At 38.9% G+C, this 18,817-nt stretch carries 16 protein-coding genes; 7 read left to right on the top strand and 9 right to left on the bottom strand.

Going from position 1 to position 18,817, the window contains the following annotated elements; translation table 11 throughout:
- The first annotated feature begins 1 nt into the window (after nucleotide 1).
- Nucleotides 2-325, top strand: coding sequence for a hypothetical protein (locus BI291_RS17880; protein ID WP_074500710.1), 324 nt, complete (start codon nucleotides 2-4; stop codon nucleotides 323-325).
- A gap of 51 nt (nucleotides 326-376) precedes the next feature.
- Here the strand turns inward: BI291_RS17880 and BI291_RS17875 are convergent, their stop codons facing one another.
- The 9 genes from BI291_RS17875 to BI291_RS17840 all read right to left on the bottom strand — a co-directional run bounded on the left by BI291_RS17875 (nucleotide 377) and on the right by BI291_RS17840 (nucleotide 10,973).
- Nucleotides 377-1,087 (bottom strand): acylneuraminate cytidylyltransferase family protein, encoded by a 711-nt coding sequence (locus tag BI291_RS17875; RefSeq protein ID WP_074500707.1) that lies wholly within the window; start codon nucleotides 1,085-1,087, stop codon nucleotides 377-379.
- Nucleotides 1,080-2,141: a nucleotidyltransferase family protein gene (locus tag BI291_RS17870; protein WP_074500704.1), complete on the bottom strand. Its 1,062-nt coding sequence runs from the start codon at nucleotides 2,139-2,141 to the stop codon at nucleotides 1,080-1,082. Before BI291_RS17870 ends, BI291_RS17875 begins: the two co-directional genes overlap by 8 nt.
- Nucleotides 2,142-2,245: 104 nt before the next feature.
- Nucleotides 2,246-3,337 carry an N-acetylneuraminate synthase gene (neuB, locus tag BI291_RS17865; protein WP_074500702.1) on the bottom strand — a complete coding sequence of 364 codons (1,092 nt, stop codon included), beginning with the start codon at nucleotides 3,335-3,337 and terminating at the stop codon, nucleotides 2,246-2,248.
- Nucleotides 3,338-3,362: 25 nt separating this feature from the next.
- On the bottom strand, nucleotides 3,363-4,517 hold the full coding sequence (gene neuC, locus BI291_RS17860; RefSeq protein ID WP_074500700.1) for a UDP-N-acetylglucosamine 2-epimerase: 1,155 nt from the start codon (nucleotides 4,515-4,517) through the stop codon (nucleotides 3,363-3,365).
- A gap of 15 nt (nucleotides 4,518-4,532) precedes the next feature.
- Nucleotides 4,533-5,528 (bottom strand): NAD-dependent 4,6-dehydratase LegB, encoded by a 996-nt coding sequence (locus BI291_RS17855; RefSeq protein ID WP_074500698.1) that lies wholly within the window; start codon nucleotides 5,526-5,528, stop codon nucleotides 4,533-4,535.
- Between the two features lie 54 nt (nucleotides 5,529-5,582).
- Nucleotides 5,583-7,148, bottom strand: a complete 1,566-nt coding sequence (locus BI291_RS17850; protein ID WP_074500695.1) for a radical SAM protein — start codon at nucleotides 7,146-7,148, stop codon at nucleotides 5,583-5,585.
- A gap of 2 nt (nucleotides 7,149-7,150) precedes the next feature.
- Nucleotides 7,151-8,176, bottom strand: a complete 1,026-nt coding sequence (locus tag BI291_RS17845; protein WP_074500692.1) for a 6-hydroxymethylpterin diphosphokinase MptE-like protein — start codon at nucleotides 8,174-8,176, stop codon at nucleotides 7,151-7,153.
- Nucleotides 8,177-8,203: 27 nt separating this feature from the next.
- Nucleotides 8,204-8,377 carry a hypothetical protein gene (locus BI291_RS18480; protein WP_175573150.1) on the bottom strand — a complete coding sequence of 58 codons (174 nt, stop codon included), beginning with the start codon at nucleotides 8,375-8,377 and terminating at the stop codon, nucleotides 8,204-8,206.
- A 103-nt stretch (nucleotides 8,378-8,480) separates the two neighbouring features.
- Complete coding sequence (locus BI291_RS17840) at nucleotides 8,481-10,973, bottom strand: 6-hydroxymethylpterin diphosphokinase MptE-like protein (protein WP_074500689.1); 2,493 nt, start codon at nucleotides 10,971-10,973, stop codon at nucleotides 8,481-8,483.
- A gap of 282 nt (nucleotides 10,974-11,255) precedes the next feature.
- On the opposite strand from BI291_RS17840, the gene BI291_RS17835 reads away from it, so the two are divergent.
- From BI291_RS17835 to fliG, 6 genes are all read left to right on the top strand, one after another.
- Nucleotides 11,256-12,749, top strand: coding sequence for a sigma-54 dependent transcriptional regulator (locus tag BI291_RS17835; RefSeq protein WP_074500687.1), 1,494 nt, complete (start codon nucleotides 11,256-11,258; stop codon nucleotides 12,747-12,749).
- Nucleotides 12,750-12,941: 192 nt separating this feature from the next.
- Nucleotides 12,942-14,114, top strand: a complete 1,173-nt coding sequence (locus tag BI291_RS17830; protein WP_074500684.1) for a PAS domain-containing sensor histidine kinase — start codon at nucleotides 12,942-12,944, stop codon at nucleotides 14,112-14,114.
- Nucleotides 14,101-15,441 carry a sigma-54 dependent transcriptional regulator gene (locus tag BI291_RS17825; RefSeq protein ID WP_074500682.1) on the top strand — a complete coding sequence of 447 codons (1,341 nt, stop codon included), beginning with the start codon at nucleotides 14,101-14,103 and terminating at the stop codon, nucleotides 15,439-15,441. The genes BI291_RS17830 and BI291_RS17825 overlap by 14 nt, the downstream gene beginning before the upstream one ends.
- 177 nt (nucleotides 15,442-15,618) lie before the next feature.
- On the top strand, nucleotides 15,619-15,972 hold the full coding sequence (gene fliE, locus BI291_RS17820) for a flagellar hook-basal body complex protein FliE (RefSeq protein ID WP_074500890.1): 354 nt from the start codon (nucleotides 15,619-15,621) through the stop codon (nucleotides 15,970-15,972).
- Nucleotides 15,973-16,137: 165 nt separating this feature from the next.
- Nucleotides 16,138-17,751 (top strand): flagellar basal-body MS-ring/collar protein FliF, encoded by a 1,614-nt coding sequence (fliF, locus tag BI291_RS17815; RefSeq protein WP_217693852.1) that lies wholly within the window; start codon nucleotides 16,138-16,140, stop codon nucleotides 17,749-17,751.
- Nucleotides 17,744-18,793 (top strand): flagellar motor switch protein FliG, encoded by a 1,050-nt coding sequence (gene fliG / locus BI291_RS17810; protein ID WP_074500676.1) that lies wholly within the window; start codon nucleotides 17,744-17,746, stop codon nucleotides 18,791-18,793. The genes fliF and fliG overlap by 8 nt, the downstream gene beginning before the upstream one ends.
- The last annotated feature ends 24 nt before the right edge of the window (nucleotides 18,794-18,817 follow it).

Below are 18,817 nucleotides of genomic sequence, written 5' to 3'. Positions count from 1 at the left end.
TATGTCTTTTGCTTCGTTATATCAGCAGATTGACGATCTTTCTGCTGAAATAACAGCATTAACAGAAAAAAGTGAGTTTGAGCATGTAGAAGCCAAATTGGCGCTTCGTTTGGAACTGTTAAAAAAAGTCACAGAGCAAGTACGTCAAACAGGTAACGACCAAGATGAGAAAACACTTCGAACGTTTTTACTTAATGTGCAAGCTCAAGACAAAATACAACTAGAGATACTTGCCAAAGAACGTACAAAATCGTTAGACGACGGCCAAAAGCAATCAAAAATCAAAAAAGCTGTGAATACCTATCAAATAGTGAGTGATAATTAACTGTAGCTGACATTTGGCCACCTTAATTTCACTATCTCTTTCCGATACCCTTTAGGTAACTTGTTGCCGTTCATCCAAGAGAAATTCTGCTAACTTGAAGTCAAGATGATGATCAATGTCGACGGAATCTTCCCTCTTCATTACATATGAATAAACATTGCTGTCTAAGAAAAAAGTCTCTTGTTCAAGTAATTGTTCGATTTTAGCAATATATATAGCACCATTTAATCGATAGTAAGTGGGCAACGCTTGGCTTCTAGGGTTCTTTTTAACAAAAGTTGAAATGAAGTTCTGCATATTTCCGTCAGACGCTAAGGTATTACTCCACATTGGTGAATGATCGCATTCACATACACTGATAACCGCGGAAGCTTGTTTATCTTTTAATACTTGAATGGCGTGCTGTATATTTTCTACTGTACGTAAGGGGGATGTTGGTTGTAACCAAATAACATAATCGTACGACTTTCCTTGCTCGGTTAGATAATTAGCCGTATGCCTAACCACATCTATCGCGGTTGCTTCATCACCGGAGATACTATCAGGCCTGAGAAAAGGCACGGATACGCCGCTTTGTTTGGCGATATCTGCGATATTTTCACAATCCGTGCTCACGATAATGTCAGAAATTTCAAGTGCTTGTTGTGCAGCTTCAATTGTCCATTGCACTAGCGGTTTTCCACAAAGCATTTTGCTATTTTTTCCAGGTAAACGTTTACTACCTGCACGTGCCGGAATAACAGCTAAAATTTTATCAACCATAGAATTTTCCACCTTGCATTACATCTTTTTGTGCTTGATAAAAATCAACCATTTTCCCAATATCTAACCAGTATTCATGTACTGGAAACATCGCAACAAATTCTTTATTAGCGATATAGTTCTCAATGAGATCAGTCATATCAACGCGTTGGTTTTTATTGACTGCATTTATCATTGCGCGACTAACCACATACACACCTGCATTAATAAAATATTTATGGGTTGGTTTTTCAACTAAGCTGATTATTTTTGACCCTTCGGCCTCTACAACGCCATAAGGTATTTTATATTCCTCTTCTCTGACGCACATTGTACAAATAGGATCGTATTGATTGTGATAATTTAATAATTGTTCAAAATCAATTTTGGTCAGTACATCTCCGTTCATCATGATAATAGGTAAATTGGGTAAGTTTTCAGGTAAAAGCCCTAAACTACCACCGGTTCCTAAAGGGGCTTGTTCATGAACGTAGTGGATTTTTACCCCCCATTTACTGCCATCACCAAAATGATTTTTAATTGCTTCAGGCATATAGTGTGTAGAAATGTAGAACTGATGAAATCCACTGGCGATAAAACTATTAAGAATCGTTTCAAGTATGGGTTTATCACCTAATTTGAGTAAAGGTTTAGGGCAGTTATCCGTTAATGGTTTTAATCTTGTTCCAAAGCCTCCAGCCATTAAAAAAACTGGGTTGTCGTAAGAGGGCTTTTTAATAATATGTTGTAGTGTTTCTAGGCCAACTATCTTACCTTCAGATATCAGGGGGATGGCACCTAATCCTTGATTGTTCATCAAGCTTAATAATTTGTTTCTAGAGGTGTCTATATTTGCCACAAGTGGGGCCTTATTCATGACCTCTGATATTGGTGTGGATAAATCTTGATGCCGAATTAAGGCACGGCGAATATCTCCATCAGTGACTACACCGAGGAGTACGCGTTGTTCGTCTACAACGAGTGCCAATTGCATGGCACCTTTATCGATAACAGAAATGGTATCACCCATTGTTGCCGTAGGCGATATTAAAACATCCTGCCAATTATGACTCATTAGCTTCCCCTAAAATCGGCCAAAACTATGAATAGCCTTTGTCTTATTAATAGTTTTAGCAAAAAGTAGACCAAATTTCTTTAAAAATTAAGATAATCACAGGTTTAATCGATTTTGATTAAATCTCCAGTGTTAAATTCATAACAGGCAGGTGAGTTTAATAATTGCCAATAGTACTTAGGATCAATACCCGTACCTGGTCGCATAATTGCGATATTGTCGGCAGTTAATAGTTCACCATATTTGATGTGTTTTTTTGCCACAATACTTTTACGTGCGACTAATTTATTTGCTATTTCAGATTCGGTAGGTGCTTTAATTGGCGAACCAAGCACTTTTTCGCTGATCCTAATGCTTGACACCATTTGCGCTAGTTCGTTCGGATCTATAGAGGCTTTATGATCTGGTCCACTCATTGTTTTGTCTAAGGTAAAGTGTTTTTCAATGATACAAGCTGCTTTTGCTACCGCGGCAATGGGAACCACAATACCTGCACTGTGATCTGAATAACCAATGGGTAATGAAAAATTACGTGACATTTCATCCATCGCATTTAGATTGATTTCATCAAATGGTGCAGGGTACTCGGTAGTGCAATGTAAAAGAGTTACTTTTTGAGAAAGTAGTGATTTCCCTTCCTCAGATTGATAAGCACGTTGAAATGCTTCAATAGAAGGCTGCTCACTAGTTGCTAAAAAGCCAAAAGCAATAGTACCGAGTGCCATTTCTATTTCTTCATTCGTTGCCATGCCTGTTGAAACTATTAATTGGCAACCTGTTTTTGCATGTGCGAGTACAAAGGGTAAATTAGTTAGTTCACCAGATGGAATTTTAAGACGTGTTAATTTAAGTTCTTCGACTAAAAAGCGTAAACTATCATCATCAAAAGCCGTTGATAAGTATTCTATACCTAGCTTTTCACAGTATTGTTTGATTGCTTTGTGAGATTCAAAAGGCAATTCGAGGCTTTTTAACAATTGATACTGCGTTTGTTCTAATTCAGTATTTTTTATTTGATATTGTGCTTGTTTAGCTGATTGAGTAACGAGGTTATCAGCTTTGAAAGTTTGAAACTTTACAACATCTGAACCAGCTTTTTTTGCAGCATCAACAAGTTGTTTAGCGAGTTGCTCGCTACCGTTATGATTCACACCTGCTTCGGCAATGATCAGTACATTTTTTTCTTTATGAGACATGTGTCGCCTTTTCTCGGTCAAAGCATTAAGTTATATCAAAGAATGACTTTGCTCGCGTGGTGATATCCCGTGTGATTAATGTTTCGACGATTTTACAAGAAGCTTCCCCGTTTCCGTATGGGTTAGGTTCATTAGCTATTGATGCGTTAAACTCTGGGGATATCGCTTTTTGAATCGCCGCTGTAATATCGTGTTTATTCGTTTTGCAATGTATGACGCTTTTACTGGCAAGCCTGCCTTTTTGCCTATCGCCAATATTCACGGTGGGAATGTTAAATGATGGCGTTTCTATAATGCCACTGGACGAATTACCCACGAGTGCAACAGCATGTTTCATTGCGGATAGAAAATTTAATTGTCCGATAGATTCGAATAAATGCACGCGCTCTGGGTGCAAACGCGCATAATTTTCCAGTTCGGTGATAATTGCTCGACCAAAAGTATCGGCATTTGGATAAGTGATGACTACAGAGAACGTTTCAAACTGATCTAATGCGGCTAATAAACACAATAACCCTATTTTAGCATCCTGATTTGATAAAGTTTCTGGGTGGTAACCTACTAAAAAATAAGGTTTAGATAAGTCGATGGACAAGGTGTCACTAAGCTCACTTTTAGAAAGTAAAGGCAGCTGTTTAATATTATCAATGCCTGGAGCACCAACGTTTAACACGTTTTCAGGTTGTTCTCCTAGTTGAATAACTCGTTGCCGATACACTTCTGTCGAAGTAAAGTGTAAATGTGCCATTTTAGTAATCGCATGTCTAAAAGCGTCATCCATTGCCGCTTCGGTAAGCTCACCTCCATGAATATGAGCAATTGGAATACCAGCGATTGTAGCGGCACTTGCAACGGCTAATGCTTCAAAACGATCGCCCAACAGTACAAGTAAATCTGGTTGGTGGCGGTCAAAACACTCACCAGCAGCCATTTGCGCTAAAGCCATTGATTTATTGACGGCGACAGGAGTGTCAGAATTGAGCAGAAAATCCATTTTTTCAGTAACGGTGAAGCCATCATTAATTATATGCTTAATAGTGTAGCCAAAATTATGGGCAAGATGAGTACCACCAACAAACAACTGTAGTGCTACATCGTCAGACTGCTGTAAGCCTTTTAACGTAAGGTATAGCAATCCGTATTCTGCTCTAGTGCCAGTAAATACCGCTATTTTTTTCATGCTGATAATTCAATCCTACACGTTATAAATTGAATGCTTATATTTAGCGAGGTTTTGTGGTTTAGCAAACCATGCAATCGTTTTGCTTAACCCTGTTTTTATATCTATTTCCGGTGTGAACTGGGTGAGCGAGTTAATCATTGTATTATCACACCATAATCGAAAAACTTCTGATTTATCAGGGCGTATTCTTGCTTGGTCGACAGTAAATTTAACATCACTTTTCATGATGTCTTTGATCATGTTTAACGTATCGCCAACACTAATTTCAAAATTAGAACCGATGTTAATGGTTTTACCTATCGTACTTTCACTATTGGCTAATGCGATAAAGCCTCTACAGGTGTCAGTAACATAGTTAAAGTCTCTTGTGGGTGATACATCCCCAAGCTTGATCTCTGACTCACCATTAGCAATTTGGCTAATAATAGTAGGTATTACAGCTCGAGCTGATTGTCTTGGGCCATAAGTGTTAAAAGGCCGAGCAATGGTTAAAGGCAGATTAAACGCATTAAAGTAACTCATTGCCATCGCATCAGCAGCAATTTTTGAAGCACTATATGGAGATTGAGCTTGTAGTGGGTGCTTCTCGTCGATAGGTACATATTGTGCTGTGCCGTACACTTCGCTGGTAGAGGTATGAATAACGCGTGAAACCTTATTATCAAGACACGCTTGGCAAATATTTAAGGTACCGGTAACGTTAGTGCTCACATAACTTTCAGGTGCCACGTACGAGTATGGGATCGCAATGAGTGCAGCTAAATGATAAACAGTATCTATATCTTGGGTGATATGGCGACAAAAATGCGGATCGCGTATATCGCCTGACACAATCTCTAGATTATCATGTTGTGCAATATCTTCTAACCAACCCCAATAGTTGAATGAATTATATTGCGCTAATGCCTTGACATGGTGGCCTTGGGATAGCAGCATTTCGACAAGATGAGAGCCAATAAAGCCATCTGCACCAGTAACCAATATGCGGTTTTGATTGTTTAACGCCATGAATGTTTGCCTACATCATTTTAAAATAGATTATTGTTGTGTTGATTACGCATGTTAGCTCGCAAGCGGGCCTGCTTCTTTTACGGTTTTTAAATTAAACGACGTTTTAGGCTGAATCACTGGCGTAAGTTTTTCTTGCACAGGAGCCCAATGTTGTTCTGATAAATCTAATAAGCGTAGATCTTTGAGATATACTATCTGTTGAAGGCCTAATAACTGCATCGGTGAAAATTCATGGCTGATAGTAGCCGTGATCTTACTAGCATCACCTAAATCCATAATGTAAGCCTCAAGATCTTGATTATATTGTTCCATAATCGAATCTTTGTAGGCATAGTACCACTCAGAGCCAGGATAAGCGGTTGCAAAATGCGGTTTAGCGGTAATGCCTAATTCAACTAAGGCTTCAATGGTATTTCTAACACTCTCAAAGCTTTCTTCTGGAAATCCAATAATAATGTTTGGAATAGGCTTAATACCCGAAGCTAAACACGTAGCGATACTTTGCTTATTTTTTCGTGCATTTGATCCTTTACCAAGGTTGCGTAACACAGTGGGATCAAACGATTCTAAACCATATACTAAGTGTGTACAGCCAGCTTCATACATTAGTTTTAAGGTTTCTGGACGGTGGAGCCCTGCATGTGAAGTACCATTCCAATGCACACCTTTGCAGTTTTCATCGTGGGGTATGCCTTGTTGACGACACGTTGGTTGTAAGCCAGCTTCAATCCATTTTTTACATAATTCTTTTAGCCAAGTTCCTTTACTGGCTACATCCATTGTCATGAGGTTTTCATCAATAAAGGCCGCAAAGTCAATGTCATATTCGTTATGTAAGTGTTTAACCATGCTGACAATATAATCGGCACTGTGATAACGAATATTACGGCCATAAGTAAAGACAACGTCATTTTCACCGTTGTCGTTTTCTTCAACAAGCATGTCGCCTGTTGTGCCTAAATGCCAACAATATTTACAAGTTAATCCACAGCCGAAGCTGCCATTAATGTCCATACGGCGTTTTGAAGTAAATGATTCTTCACTGAATAAGTTTGAGGAATTGGCAAAATAAATATCTAATGGGAACAAATGCCATGCAGGCCAAGGTAACGTATCTAAGTCTTTAATATTTGGTCTGATATTGGTTAAAAAACTTTTTCCGGTTAAATCTCGGTGAATGACGCCTAGAACATCAGAGTAATTAACGTCTTTATTGTCTATTTTTTTTAGTACTTCCGGGAAGGTGACAAAAGATTCGCCGATACAACCTACGTCAATTTCAGGGATCCATTCGAAAATTTCATGTGGCATTGAAGTTAAAAAACCGCCACCGGCAATCAGCTGAGCGTTTGGTGCGCTTTCTTTAATGAGTTTGCAGGCTTTTTTAATGTAGTTGTATGTTGTTGTTAGGCCGCCAATACAAATGGCATCCCAATCGTCTGCTTGGCAAACTTCGATAATAGTGTCTAACGGTAATCGGTGAGCATTTGCATCATACACTTGTACAAGATGGCCTTCTTTCATGGCAATAGCTGCAAGTAATGCAATACCGTAAGGGATATGGCGAGGCACATCTTCTTCTCGAACAACGGGGTTTATAAAAAGTATTTTAGCCATAATTATTGCTCGCTATTGAGAAATTGATTGAAAGTAATACAGGGTAAATTATCTGCAAACAACGTACCAGCCTCTGAACAATTGTATGTCGTTCCTGATGCACGAGAGAATAAATCTAAGAAGTTATTTCGATACCAAAAATAGGTTGGATCGGTATAAAATTGTTCATTCGATAATGGGAATATAAATTTGGGAAACAGTTGTTCTAACTCTTCTCGCGTATTGGCGAACTCATGCAGCTCATAATACGTTTGGGTCATTTCAATCGGCGTTTCGCTATGATAGCCAAGATCCATGCCTGTTAATGCGATGGAGGGCACTTTTAGTATCGCATTGGCAAATACCCAAGCAGCAGTTCCGACGGTACCACCTGTATTCATGCAAGATTTTTTATTTATTTGATAAATTTGACGAGTTAGACTTTTTGGATCTTGTGGGTTGTCCACAATCGGATTCCACCAGTACATGTCAAATCCAGCATCTTTTGCTCGTTCTACAACATTTCTCGGCGCAGAAGAGCAAATAATGAGTTTTATTTCCGGGGCATGTTTGTTGATTAAATCAATGTTTGCTTGATTTTCTTTAATCGAATTATTGCGAAATTCCACGTCTAAATCTTGACGTGAAAAGTAATCATCATGTCGGGTGTTTTCTTCGAATTCATTATCGCCAAACCAGCGAACGATGCGAGTAGGGTGTGGGTCAAGTGTTAAAACATAATCAGGAACAATGCCATTTTTTAAACATTTCACTAACGAACCGTCAATGGCAACAATAGCCCCTTGATAGTTGCTTTGTTTTAATTTTGCTAATACATCAAATTTATGTAAGCTGGGACCGGCACTAACGATAATAGCTGAGTTTTTTTTACTCTCAGGTAGTGGCGGTAAGTCTTTAAAGCTTTTTTCTGTATAGGGTAAATTAGCCATAGCATTGGTGACAAGATCGTGGCTATGCCAATTCTTACCAATATCCGTAATTTTGGAAACTACATCCACAAATTTATCGTTCAGTTCGCATTGCGCCATGCTTCAGTCTCTTTCTGATTAACGTATCTATTCTTCGCCGTCCCAAGTAAGGTCGGTGCGTTCCACATAGACCATGCTTCCACCAATAGAGTTTAGTGCGGCTTTTTTAAATTTAGACTCTATTGAATCATCATCTATTGTGTCATCCGGCTTAGTAACTTGTTTTTTAGGGGTAAAATTGCCTTTTAATATATCGCTCATGATAGCTCCTACAGGCTGTCTAAAATGTTAAGGTTAGTAAACAATATTAACCTTTATATCGTCAATGTTGTGCTCATTCTTTAGCTTTATCTATTCTTTATTGTTATGTATTTGATGGTAAGGCATTAAGTTTTTGTAAAAACTCTTTGGCTCTTTTATCATCAGGGGCATTTGAAAGTGCGGTCTCGAATGCTATTTTGGCTGAATCATATGCCTTTCCATTAAAGTAAAACTCTCCTAAGCCATTCCATAAAAATACATTTTTAGGATCTTGTTCAATACATTGATGAAAATAGTTTAAGGCGATTTTTTCATCCCCTAAAAGTCGCAATAATTTAGTGAATTGCGGTAAATATGTGATCGACAATACCGAAAGTTCTTGTAAGCACGCTTTCGCTAAACCGTAATCTTTAAGTTTATAAGCAATACCAGCTAATTGTTGAAGTTCATCTTCTTCAATCTGTTCTGGAGGAAGCTGTTCAAAATAATACAGCGCGTCTTGGTAGCTTTCCGTTAAAATTGAGGAATACGCTAACCCTAAATTATACAATACCTTAGCTTGTTCTTCAGTTTCCATCGAAATCTTTAAACTATTAATTAATGTCGTTAAAGCATCGATATTTTTTTGATGAAATAAGGTGATAACTTTACGTCTGACTCCATCTAAAGACGCTTCCTCTTTGGTGCGCGTTAAGTGCTTTGTTTCTACGTTATGGATATCTGCAGTGTGTATTTTAGCAAAACGCTCAAACGTCGACTGTTCTTCACTGGTGAATGTACTTTGATCAACGTGAGTTTTTTCTAACCAATGCTGTGCTCTACCTAAAATTCTATCTTTTTCCCACTGAGCAAACATGATTGACAGACGCGGAGTAGGTTTTTGTTCTTCTATTCTGCTATTAATTCTTTCTAATGCCTTATCAAGCAAAATGATGAGGTTTTCACAGGTAACAATATACGCTTGGTAGTATAGTTTCCCTGTTTTTTCTACTTTATCATCAGACCATTCATCAGATGAATTTGCTTGGGCAGAACTGATGAATTTATCAATGCCAAAATTCTTTATAAATTTCGAAGTGCGCTTGAACGTTGTATTCAGTTTCTTTTCAATTTTATCCATTTGAATTTTGAACTTGAAATTCTCGCTCTCATTCCCTTTTTCTTTAAAGAGTTGCTCATTTGCTGTTAACGCTTTTTCTGCAAGCCTTTTGATGTCTTTAACGTCAGCAAGTACTCTTTTAACATTAGTATTCACTACATTGTAATCATGCTGTATTTCACTTGTGGTCATGACAGGAATACAGCTGAGCAGTTTATCTGCATAGTTTTCTTTGTCATGTGTAAAAGACAATGCTGAAGAAGGAACGTGTTCAATATGAGGTAAGCAAGCTGCATTGGGTGATAAGTTGTAAACGGCTTGGTCTGTTTTCTTAGCTTCTTCCGCTATTTCAGATAAACGTTCACCAGCAGTACCAAATACGATAAGTGTTTCAACGGTTTTTCCTGCGTAAGTTTTCACCCAGGTGCCAGGGCGTCCCAGTGTTGGGCCGATGTTTGCTTCATTACTCCCTGAGGCATGAGTAACACCTTTTTCTGAAAAACAGAGATCAACACCCGATAACAAAATGTTACTGAACCCCATGTCTACAGCTGCTTTTAGCGCCGTATTTGTGACCGTAGGGCCTGCAGATTTAAGGTTTTTTTCATCACCTTTTTCATCCCAAGGGTATCTTCGATTAAGGTACGCACTTTTACCGTGCCACTGAGCCAACAAAAATGGCGTAACGCTGTTAGAGTGTAAAAATAGCACATTGGGAGGAAACAATAATAACTCTTTACTTACGTCATAACTTATTTCATAGGGGTCAACGGAAACGACAATATGAGGTATAAGTCCAATTTGATTAAGTCTTCTTGCAATTCGCGAAACAGCGATGATAACTATGTGGTCTTTGTGTTCCTTTACCCACTCTATATCTTCATCTAATGAAGGACCGCCCGCAAGAATGATACATGTATCGCCTTTGAACTTATGTTTAAATACTAACGCTGGTGTTTGATTCTCACAAATATTCATTAATTGTGGGCTCATAAAAGGAGACACACCAAGAGTGGCACGTGTAATGAAACGGTAGCTTTGAAACTCTTGTTCGAATTGTAAAATGGCAGCATTGTAAGCAGGAACAAATGAATCGATGGCGGCAACTGACTTTATGAACTGACAGTAATCTTTATATAAATACAAGTCCATACCGAACGCTGTAGCGCTGTCTTTCCATTTATCAATGGTGGTAATAGTGATGTATTCGGGTAACTCGTCTAATTTGTTTTTATGTTCTAGCCGTTCGATTACTTCTGGCAACTCAATAAATAAATAACGTGTATCGACCGGTTTCTCGAGCTGTACAACATGATCGAGTAATAGCCCCGAATCAGTGCCAAGAATTATGTAGAATCTTTCTTCTGTATGCAGTTTTTCATCATATAAGTTCTCAAAGATTGCGTGAGACGGTTGTTTTTCAAAAGCGTTTCTATTGATTAGGTATAAATACTCTTCGCCAAACTGAGATGTTAAAAAACTGTCGTTTATGTGCATTTTATTGCCTCTGCTCATCAAAAATAGGATGCGTTAATTACAATGAACTTAATTGTCTGTGACCAATGGCAAATTACAAAGCAAATTACACGCCATCACTCCATAATAACAAAAGGTTACGCGTAATTTGTTAAATTTGCACGTAACCACGGGTAACAATCAAAAATAAAGTGTCTTCAAGTCAAAGTTATGACGCCCTAGTGTCAAAATTTTGTTGAATATTCACCAATCCTCGCTACAATCAAAACTGGAACGTTTAAAAATAAAGGTTATCAAAGGATTATGCAGGGTCAAAAACATATTCTTGTCGTTGATAATGACGCAGCAAGAGCACAACAACTTGCAACAATCTTAGCATTCGTCGGTGAGCATTTTCATTGCTACGCGCAGGATGAAATTGTTGATGCTCTTCCCACATTAACAAATACATTGACCATCATTTTATGCGGTGATGTGAGTGATGCTGTGGTTACTTTAGTTAAACGTAATCCTAGTTACCCATTTTTATTACATGATGTGATTGATAAACAAAAACTTGTGGGTTTTGTCAATGTTATTGGTGATGTCAGTGCGCCGCTGAATTACGCGCAATTAACGGAAATGATCCATCATTGTCATCAATATCATAATAAATTGCCGATCAATAAAACAAAAAATGCTGGTAATGCTGCGCTTTTTCGTTCGCTAGTAGGGGGCAGTGCCCCCATGCAACATGTACGCTTTCTGATTGAACAAGTGGCTTCAACGCAGGCAAATGTTTTGATATTGGGAGAGTCAGGTACGGGTAAAGAAGTCGTGGCTCGAAATATACATAATTTATCTGATCGCGGTAAAGCGCCTTTTGTCCCAGTAAATTGTGGTGCTATTCCTCCTGACTTACTTGAAAGTGAGTTATTCGGTCATGAAAAAGGGGCATTCACTGGCGCTATTTCAACTCGAAAAGGCCGTTTTGAGCTTGCCGAGGGCGGTACACTGTTTCTTGATGAAATTGGTGATATGCCACAACCGATGCAAGTAAAACTTTTACGTGTATTACAAGAGCGAACGTTTGAACGTGTGGGTGGGGCGAAAAGCATAAAAGCGAATGTACGAGTTATCGCGGCAACCCATCAAAACCTAGAAGAAATGATCAAAACCAATGCCTTTCGTGAAGATTTATATTATCGATTAAACGTTTTTCCGATTGAAACCCCAGCACTTCGTGATCGTAAAGAAGATATTCCTTTATTACTAAAAGAGTTAATGTCGCGCTTTGAAAGCGAACAAGGACAAACGGTTCGTTTTACAGAGCGCGCTATTGCATCACTGCAAGAACATTCATGGGCTGGCAATGTCCGTGAATTATCAAATTTAATAGAACGCATGATTATCATGTACAATGAACAAGTGGTTGACGTATCAGAGCTACCTAAGCGTTATCGTCATATTGATATTGAAGAATACAACCCAGAATACCCAGAAGAATTGCAAGAACGCGAAGCTATTAATGAATTATTTGCTGGCTTTGACACTGATACAGACGATGAAAACATTAATGATGACAGTTTTATGGCTGGCTTTGAGGAACAAAGCAGCAGTACCGTACAGGTTGATAAGTTGCCTGCAGACGGTTTACATTTAAAAGAGTATTTAGCAGATTTAGAAGTGTCTTTGATCACTCAATCATTAGACAAAAATGATTGGGTGGTAGCTCGTTCTGCAGAATTACTTGGCATGCGTAGAACAACACTTGTTGAGAAAATGCGAAAATACAACTTACAAAAAACAGATGGCTGATGAAATCTATAATTGGTTTCGTTAATCAGCCTTATCAAGCGACTAACGAGCCGTATATTTCTAGCGAACTATAGATTGACAAAATCTTGACTCATGTATTTTCTATCTACAGTTCTTTGATAAATCTACAAAAAATTTGTTGGCATAATTAATGCTTTTTCTTGAATATTATCGTCATTCGAGAAGTGTATTATGGTTGTAGCCGTTGCAAATCAAACTAATTCTACTATGAATCAACAAAAGGTGTTCCCGTTTGTTGAACAGCCATGTATTGCTAATAAGCAAAAACTCGCCACAGAGTCATATGTTGGTGAACTTGATTTATTACGACAGCAATCAAATCAACTCGAAAAACTTATTGATGTCATGCCAACGGGTATGATTATGCTCGATGGAAATGGCATTGTGGTCAAAATGAATAAAATTGCCAGCCAGCTGTTAGAAGAGCCCATCTTAGGATACCCATGGTTTGAAGTGATCCGCCGTTCTTTTAAGCCGCGCGCCGATGACTGGCATGAAGTATCACTTAAAGATGGTCGCCGTGTGAAGTTAGAAATTACCGCGTTAATCGATCAACCTGGTCAACTTATAATGATCACCGATTTAACAGAAACTCGTCTACTGCAAGATAAATTAAGCCAGTTACAGCGATTATCATCGCTAGGTCAAATGGTATCTAAACTTGCACACCAAATACGTACACCACTTTCAGCAGCTATTTTATACGGCGCTAATTTAAAAAGTAAGCAGTTACAAACTACAGAGCGCGATAACTTTCAAGAAAAGTTGATGTCGCGTTTATCTGATCTCGAACAAACCGTGAATGATATGTTGTTATTTGCAAAAAGTGGTCAACAACAAGTTGTCTCTTCTTTGTCGGTCAATGCCTTAGTCAACGCTGCAGTTCATGGTATGGAAGCACTCATTGAGCAAGCAGATGCTGAAATCGATATTCAATACTGCCCTGACGATTGCCATGTATTAGGCAATGAAACCGCGCTAAGTGGTGCGATTCAAAACCTTATTCATAATAGCCTAGAGGTCATTGAAACAAAGGCTAACATTCATATTGCCTGTTACTGCAAAGACGGAAAAGCGTATATCAGCGTTAAAGACAACGGCTGTGGCATAGCGGCAGAAAAGGCCGCCAAAATTTTTGAACCTTTTTACACATCTCGCAGTCAAGGCACTGGGCTAGGGCTTGCCGTTGTGAAATCAGTTGCTAATGCACATCAAGGTGAAGTGCATTTAATAAGTAAGCCAGGAGAGGGCGCACATTTTGTAATATCATTACCCTTGTTGCCAAATGAAACTGGTAGCGAGTCGTTAACTTCACCTCAGGAGAGTTACGATGAGTCAAAGTAAAATCTTAGTGGTAGAAGATGATGCCGGATTACGAGAGGCATTAATTGATACCTTAAACCTTGCTGGATACCAATGCATTGAAGCAGAGTCAGGCGAAGCTGCATTACTTTTATTGAAAAATCAGCAAGTGGATTTAGTTGTTAGTGATGTACAAATGTCAGGTATGTCTGGGTTAAATCTTTTGAAAAGTATAAAATCATCGTTTGCTAAAATGCCGGTACTGATCATGACAGCCTACGGCACTATCGATGATGCTGTACAAGCAATGAAGGATGGTGCCTGTAATTATATGGCTAAACCTTTTGCGCCTGAAGTCTTACTAAACATGGTTAATCAATACTTACCAATCCAGCAAAATGATGCATTCGAGCCTATAGTGGCTGATACTAAAAGCAAAGAGTTGTTATTGCTTGCAAGAAAAGTCGCATCAACAGACGCTTCAGTAATGGTGTTAGGCCCTAGTGGCTCAGGTAAAGAAGTCTTAGCGCAATATGTACATGGGCATTCATCAAGGGCGAATAAACCTTTTGTTGCGATAAACTGCGCGGCTATTCCAGAAAATATGTTAGAAGCCACTTTGTTTGGTTATGAAAAAGGGGCATTTACCGGTGCTATTCAAGCATGCCCTGGTAAATTTGAACAAGCACAAGGTGGCACTATTTTACTTGATGAGATCACTGAGATGGATCTTGGCTTACAAGCGAAAATTTTACGTGTATTGCAAGAACGTGAAGTTGAGCGGTTAGCTGGCCGAAAAACCATTAAGCTAGATGTGCGTGTTATTGCAACCAGTAATAGAGATCTTAAAGAGGCAGTTAACGAAGGTATATTTCGGGAAGATTTATACTACCGATTAAATGTTTTCCCATTAAACTGGTTACCACTTTCGCAGCGCCGTGATGATATTGTACCGCTCGCTAATCATTTGATTTCAAGAATTTGTCAAAAAAATCAGCAAGAATCACCTGAGTTTACTCCAGCAGCGTGCAGTAAATTAAATGCTTATCAGTGGCCTGGCAATGTTAGAGAGTTAGATAATGTGATACAACGTGCATTGATTTTACATAGTGATGGTGTGATTGATGCAGCTGACTTATTAATCGAAAATTTTGATACGCCTGCTATTTCTGATGTTGCTACCATAACTGCTAGTGATGATAAACTGGGAAGTGAACTAAAAATGCAAGAGCATCAAATCATATTAGATACCTTGCAAGCATGCCATGGAAGTCGCAAAGCGGTGGCCGAAAAATTAGGTATTAGTCCAAGAACGCTTCGTTATAAAATCGCACGTATGCGCGATAGTGGTATTCAAATTCCTGCATAATCTTTTCTATCAAAGCACCAGCGCTTATTTTATGTTAATAAGCTCGGTGTTTTTCTAATTTTAACTGCTTATCTATATGATTTTTAAGTTAAATAATTAATGCTTTTTTATGGCATTAATGTTGCTTTATTACTGTTAGTAACAATTTTTCAAAAGTTTGACACTAGCGAGAATATCATGGATATCAAAAGCAATTCCTTGTATGCCCAAATGCAAAATATGCAACTAGAAGCAATGGGTAACCGCGCATCGACAATCAAAAATGACAACATCATTGGTAATGAAGTTGCGCCAGTAAACTCATCACAAAGTGATTTTGCTTCTATGCTAAAACAAGCGGTTAATACCGTAAATGATATTCAACAAGAAGCTGGTGATAAACGGACTCGTTTCGAAATGGGTGATCGCAGTGTCACGCTAGCAGACACCATGATATCTGCATCAAAAGCCAGTGTCGCCTTTGAAGCCACTGTGCAAGTGAGAAATAAATTTGTCGAAGCATACAAAGAAATTATGAGTATGCCTGTTTAATCGTTCGGATAGCATAATCGTACGCGTAAAAAGTAGTCTAGCGGAGAATATATAGTGGCTGATACAACAAATACAGCATTAGCAACAGCTGACGGTGGTAACGATCTTGTTGCGAATGACAACGCAAATGACGGTATCGAAGAGCAAAAATCTGGTTTATCGGCAATGATGGGTAACGTTGATGTGTTACGTCAGGTAACGCTTATTATGGCATTAGCCATTTGTTTAGCGATTGCTGTTTTCGTGATTATGTGGGCAAACCAACCTGAGTATCGCTACTTAACTAAGCTTCCTACCGATCAATTGATTAAAACGATGGATTTTTTGGATGCCAACGGTGTAGACGACTATATTCAAGAAAATAATACTATTTCTGTACCTGCTGATCGCTACCAAGATATTAAGTTGATGCTTGCCCGTGAAGGTTTAACCGACGAACCAAACGACCGCGAAGAAATCATCATGCAAGATATGGGGTTTGGTGTTAGCCAGCGTTTAGAACGAGAGCGATTAAAACACTCTCGTGAACAACAACTTGCACGTACTATTCAAGAGCTACAAACAGTAAGCCGTGCAAAGGTATTACTAGCCATTCCACGCGAAAATGTTTTCGCAAAACGTGAAAAATCACCTTCTGCAACCGTTGTTGTTACCTTACGTAAAGGACGCTTATTGTCAGAAGAAGAAGTAGACTCAATCGTAGATATTGTCGCCTCAGCGGTACAAAGCTTAACACCTAATCGTGTAACAGTGACTGATCAAAATGGCCGCTTGCTTAATTCAGGCTCTCAAAATTCTATTTCTTCACGTTCGCGCAAAGAGTTTGAAATCGAACAAAAGCGTGAACAAGAGTACATGGATAAAATAGATACCATCATGATCCCTGTGGTTGGTTTAGGCAATTACACGGCACAAGTTGACGTGACAATGGATTTCACCAATTCAGAAGAAACACAACGCCGTTACAACCCTGATTTACCTGCACTTCGAAGTGAAATGAAAGTGGAAGAAACCTCAATTGGTGGAACACTTGGCGGTATTCCTGGTGCGTTAACCAATCAACCACCGTTAGATTCCAATATTCCTGAAAATGCAACCGGCACCAATAGTCAACGTTCAACGCCAAGTCGCAAACATTCTGAGTCCACGAAAAACTTTGAGCTTGATGAATCAATTAGTTATACCAAGCAACAATCAGGAGTTATTCGTCGCATCAGTGTTTCAGTGGCGCTTGATTATTTAAATTCAACAAACGCTAACGGTGATGCGGTTCAAACACCAAGAAGTGTTGAAGAATTAGCAAATATCCGCCGGTTACTCCAAGGCAGTATTGGTTTTGATTTACAACGTGGTGATGCACTTGAAGTGGTTACCTTACCTTTTTCGCGCATGGAAGTAGAAGTAGAAGAAGCGGTGCCTTTTTATCAAGAAGCATGGTTCCTGAAAATACTTAAGCTGTCGTTAGGCGCTGTGGTGATCATTATATTGATATTATCCGTAGTAAGACCGATGCTGAAACGATTAATTTACCCTGATCAAAAACCTGAAGATTATGGTGATAAGTCACTTGATAGTCATGTAGACTTAGGTGATGAAACCATGGATATGTTGTCTGCTGATTTTGATGCCGGTGCGGTTGGTTTTGCGCCTGACGGTAGTCTACAATTACCAGACTTACATCGTGATGAAGATATTTTAAAAGCCGTTCGAGCTTTGGTAGCGAATGAACCAGAGTTGTCCTCTCAAGTTGTCAAAAGTTGGTTGATTGAAGATGAGTGATGAAGCACAAGAACTAGCCGCTATTCCACAAGGGTTTGATGTAGACAAACTTGATGGCGCTGAGAAAGCCGCAATTTTACTGTTGAGCTTATCAGAAGAAGATGCTGCGCAAATACTAAAACACTTAGAGCCAAAACAGGTGCAACAAGTGGGTATGGTGATGGCCGCAATGGAAGATTTTACTCAAGAGAAAATCACTGCGGTGCACAAGCTATTTATTAATGAAATTCAAAACTTTAGTACCATTGGCTTCCAAAGTGAAGAATTTGTACGCAAAGCGCTAACCGCAGCACTTGGTGAAGATAAAGCCGGCAATTTGATTGACCAAATTGTCATGGGCGGTGGTGCAAAAGGGTTAGATTCTCTTAAATGGATGGACTCTAAACAAGTAGCAAACATTATCCGAAATGAGCATCCACAGATCCAAACCATCGTTTTGTCATACTTAGAGCCAGAACAATCTGCTGAGATATTAGGGCAATTTGCAGAGAAAACCCGTTTAGACTTAATGATGCGTATCGCGAACCTTGAAGAAGTACAGCCAGCAGCCCTTCAAGAACTAAATGAAATTATGGAAAAACAATTTGCGGGTCAAGCTGGTGCGCAAGCTGCGAAAATGGGCGGCTTAAAAGCGGCTGCAGATATTATGAACTATTTAGATACCAATGTTGAAGGTATGCTAATGGATTCAATTCGTGAACATGACGAAGAAATGAGTCAACAAATTCAAGACTTAATGTTTGTCTTTGAAAACTTAGCAGATGTTGATGACCGCGGTATTCAAGCGATTCTACGTGAAGTTCAGCAAGATGCTCTTATGAAAGCAATTAAAGGTGCAGATGATACCTTGAAAGAGAAAATAATGACCAACATGTCTAAACGCGCAGCTGAAATGATGGCTGACGATTTAGAGGCCATGGGCCCTGTACGTATCAGTGAAGTTGAAGCGGCACAGAAAGAAATTTTATCAGTAGCAAGACGATTATCAGATGCTGGTGAAATAATGCTAGGCGGTGCTGGTGGTGGTGATGAATTCCTATAACTTGATTTATATTTGTAGAGTATA

This window comes from Thalassotalea sp. PP2-459 (genome assembly GCF_001913705.1).
Taxonomy (GTDB): domain Bacteria; phylum Pseudomonadota; class Gammaproteobacteria; order Enterobacterales; family Alteromonadaceae; genus Thalassotalea_C; species Thalassotalea_C hakodatensis.
Note: the sequence above shows the minus strand (reverse complement) of the source record. Positions and strands in the feature narration are given on the sequence as shown.

What these genes read in the sequence shown, in the direction of transcription:
- BI291_RS17880 (WP_074500710.1), top strand. Translation starts at nt 2, where the DNA reads ATGTCTTTTGCTTCGTTATATCAGCAGATTGACGATCTTTCTGCTGAA.
- BI291_RS17875 (WP_074500707.1), bottom strand. Translation starts at nt 1,087, where the DNA reads ATGGTTGATAAAATTTTAGCTGTTATTCCGGCACGTGCAGGTAGTAAA.
- BI291_RS17870 (WP_074500704.1), bottom strand. Translation starts at nt 2,141, where the DNA reads ATGAGTCATAATTGGCAGGATGTTTTAATATCGCCTACGGCAACAATG.
- neuB (WP_074500702.1), bottom strand. Translation starts at nt 3,337, where the DNA reads ATGTCTCATAAAGAAAAAAATGTACTGATCATTGCCGAAGCAGGTGTG.
- neuC (WP_074500700.1), bottom strand. Translation starts at nt 4,517, where the DNA reads ATGAAAAAAATAGCGGTATTTACTGGCACTAGAGCAGAATACGGATTG.
- BI291_RS17855 (WP_074500698.1), bottom strand. Translation starts at nt 5,528, where the DNA reads ATGGCGTTAAACAATCAAAACCGCATATTGGTTACTGGTGCAGATGGC.
- BI291_RS17850 (WP_074500695.1), bottom strand. Translation starts at nt 7,148, where the DNA reads ATGGCTAAAATACTTTTTATAAACCCCGTTGTTCGAGAAGAAGATGTG.
- BI291_RS17845 (WP_074500692.1), bottom strand. Translation starts at nt 8,176, where the DNA reads ATGGCGCAATGCGAACTGAACGATAAATTTGTGGATGTAGTTTCCAAA.
- BI291_RS18480 (WP_175573150.1), bottom strand. Translation starts at nt 8,377, where the DNA reads ATGAGCGATATATTAAAAGGCAATTTTACCCCTAAAAAACAAGTTACT.
- BI291_RS17840 (WP_074500689.1), bottom strand. Translation starts at nt 10,973, where the DNA reads ATGCACATAAACGACAGTTTTTTAACATCTCAGTTTGGCGAAGAGTAT.
- BI291_RS17835 (WP_074500687.1), top strand. Translation starts at nt 11,256, where the DNA reads ATGCAGGGTCAAAAACATATTCTTGTCGTTGATAATGACGCAGCAAGA.
- BI291_RS17830 (WP_074500684.1), top strand. Translation starts at nt 12,942, where the DNA reads ATGGTTGTAGCCGTTGCAAATCAAACTAATTCTACTATGAATCAACAA.
- BI291_RS17825 (WP_074500682.1), top strand. Translation starts at nt 14,101, where the DNA reads ATGAGTCAAAGTAAAATCTTAGTGGTAGAAGATGATGCCGGATTACGA.
- fliE (WP_074500890.1), top strand. Translation starts at nt 15,619, where the DNA reads ATGGATATCAAAAGCAATTCCTTGTATGCCCAAATGCAAAATATGCAA.
- fliF (WP_217693852.1), top strand. Translation starts at nt 16,138, where the DNA reads ATGATGGGTAACGTTGATGTGTTACGTCAGGTAACGCTTATTATGGCA.
- fliG (WP_074500676.1), top strand. Translation starts at nt 17,744, where the DNA reads ATGAGTGATGAAGCACAAGAACTAGCCGCTATTCCACAAGGGTTTGAT.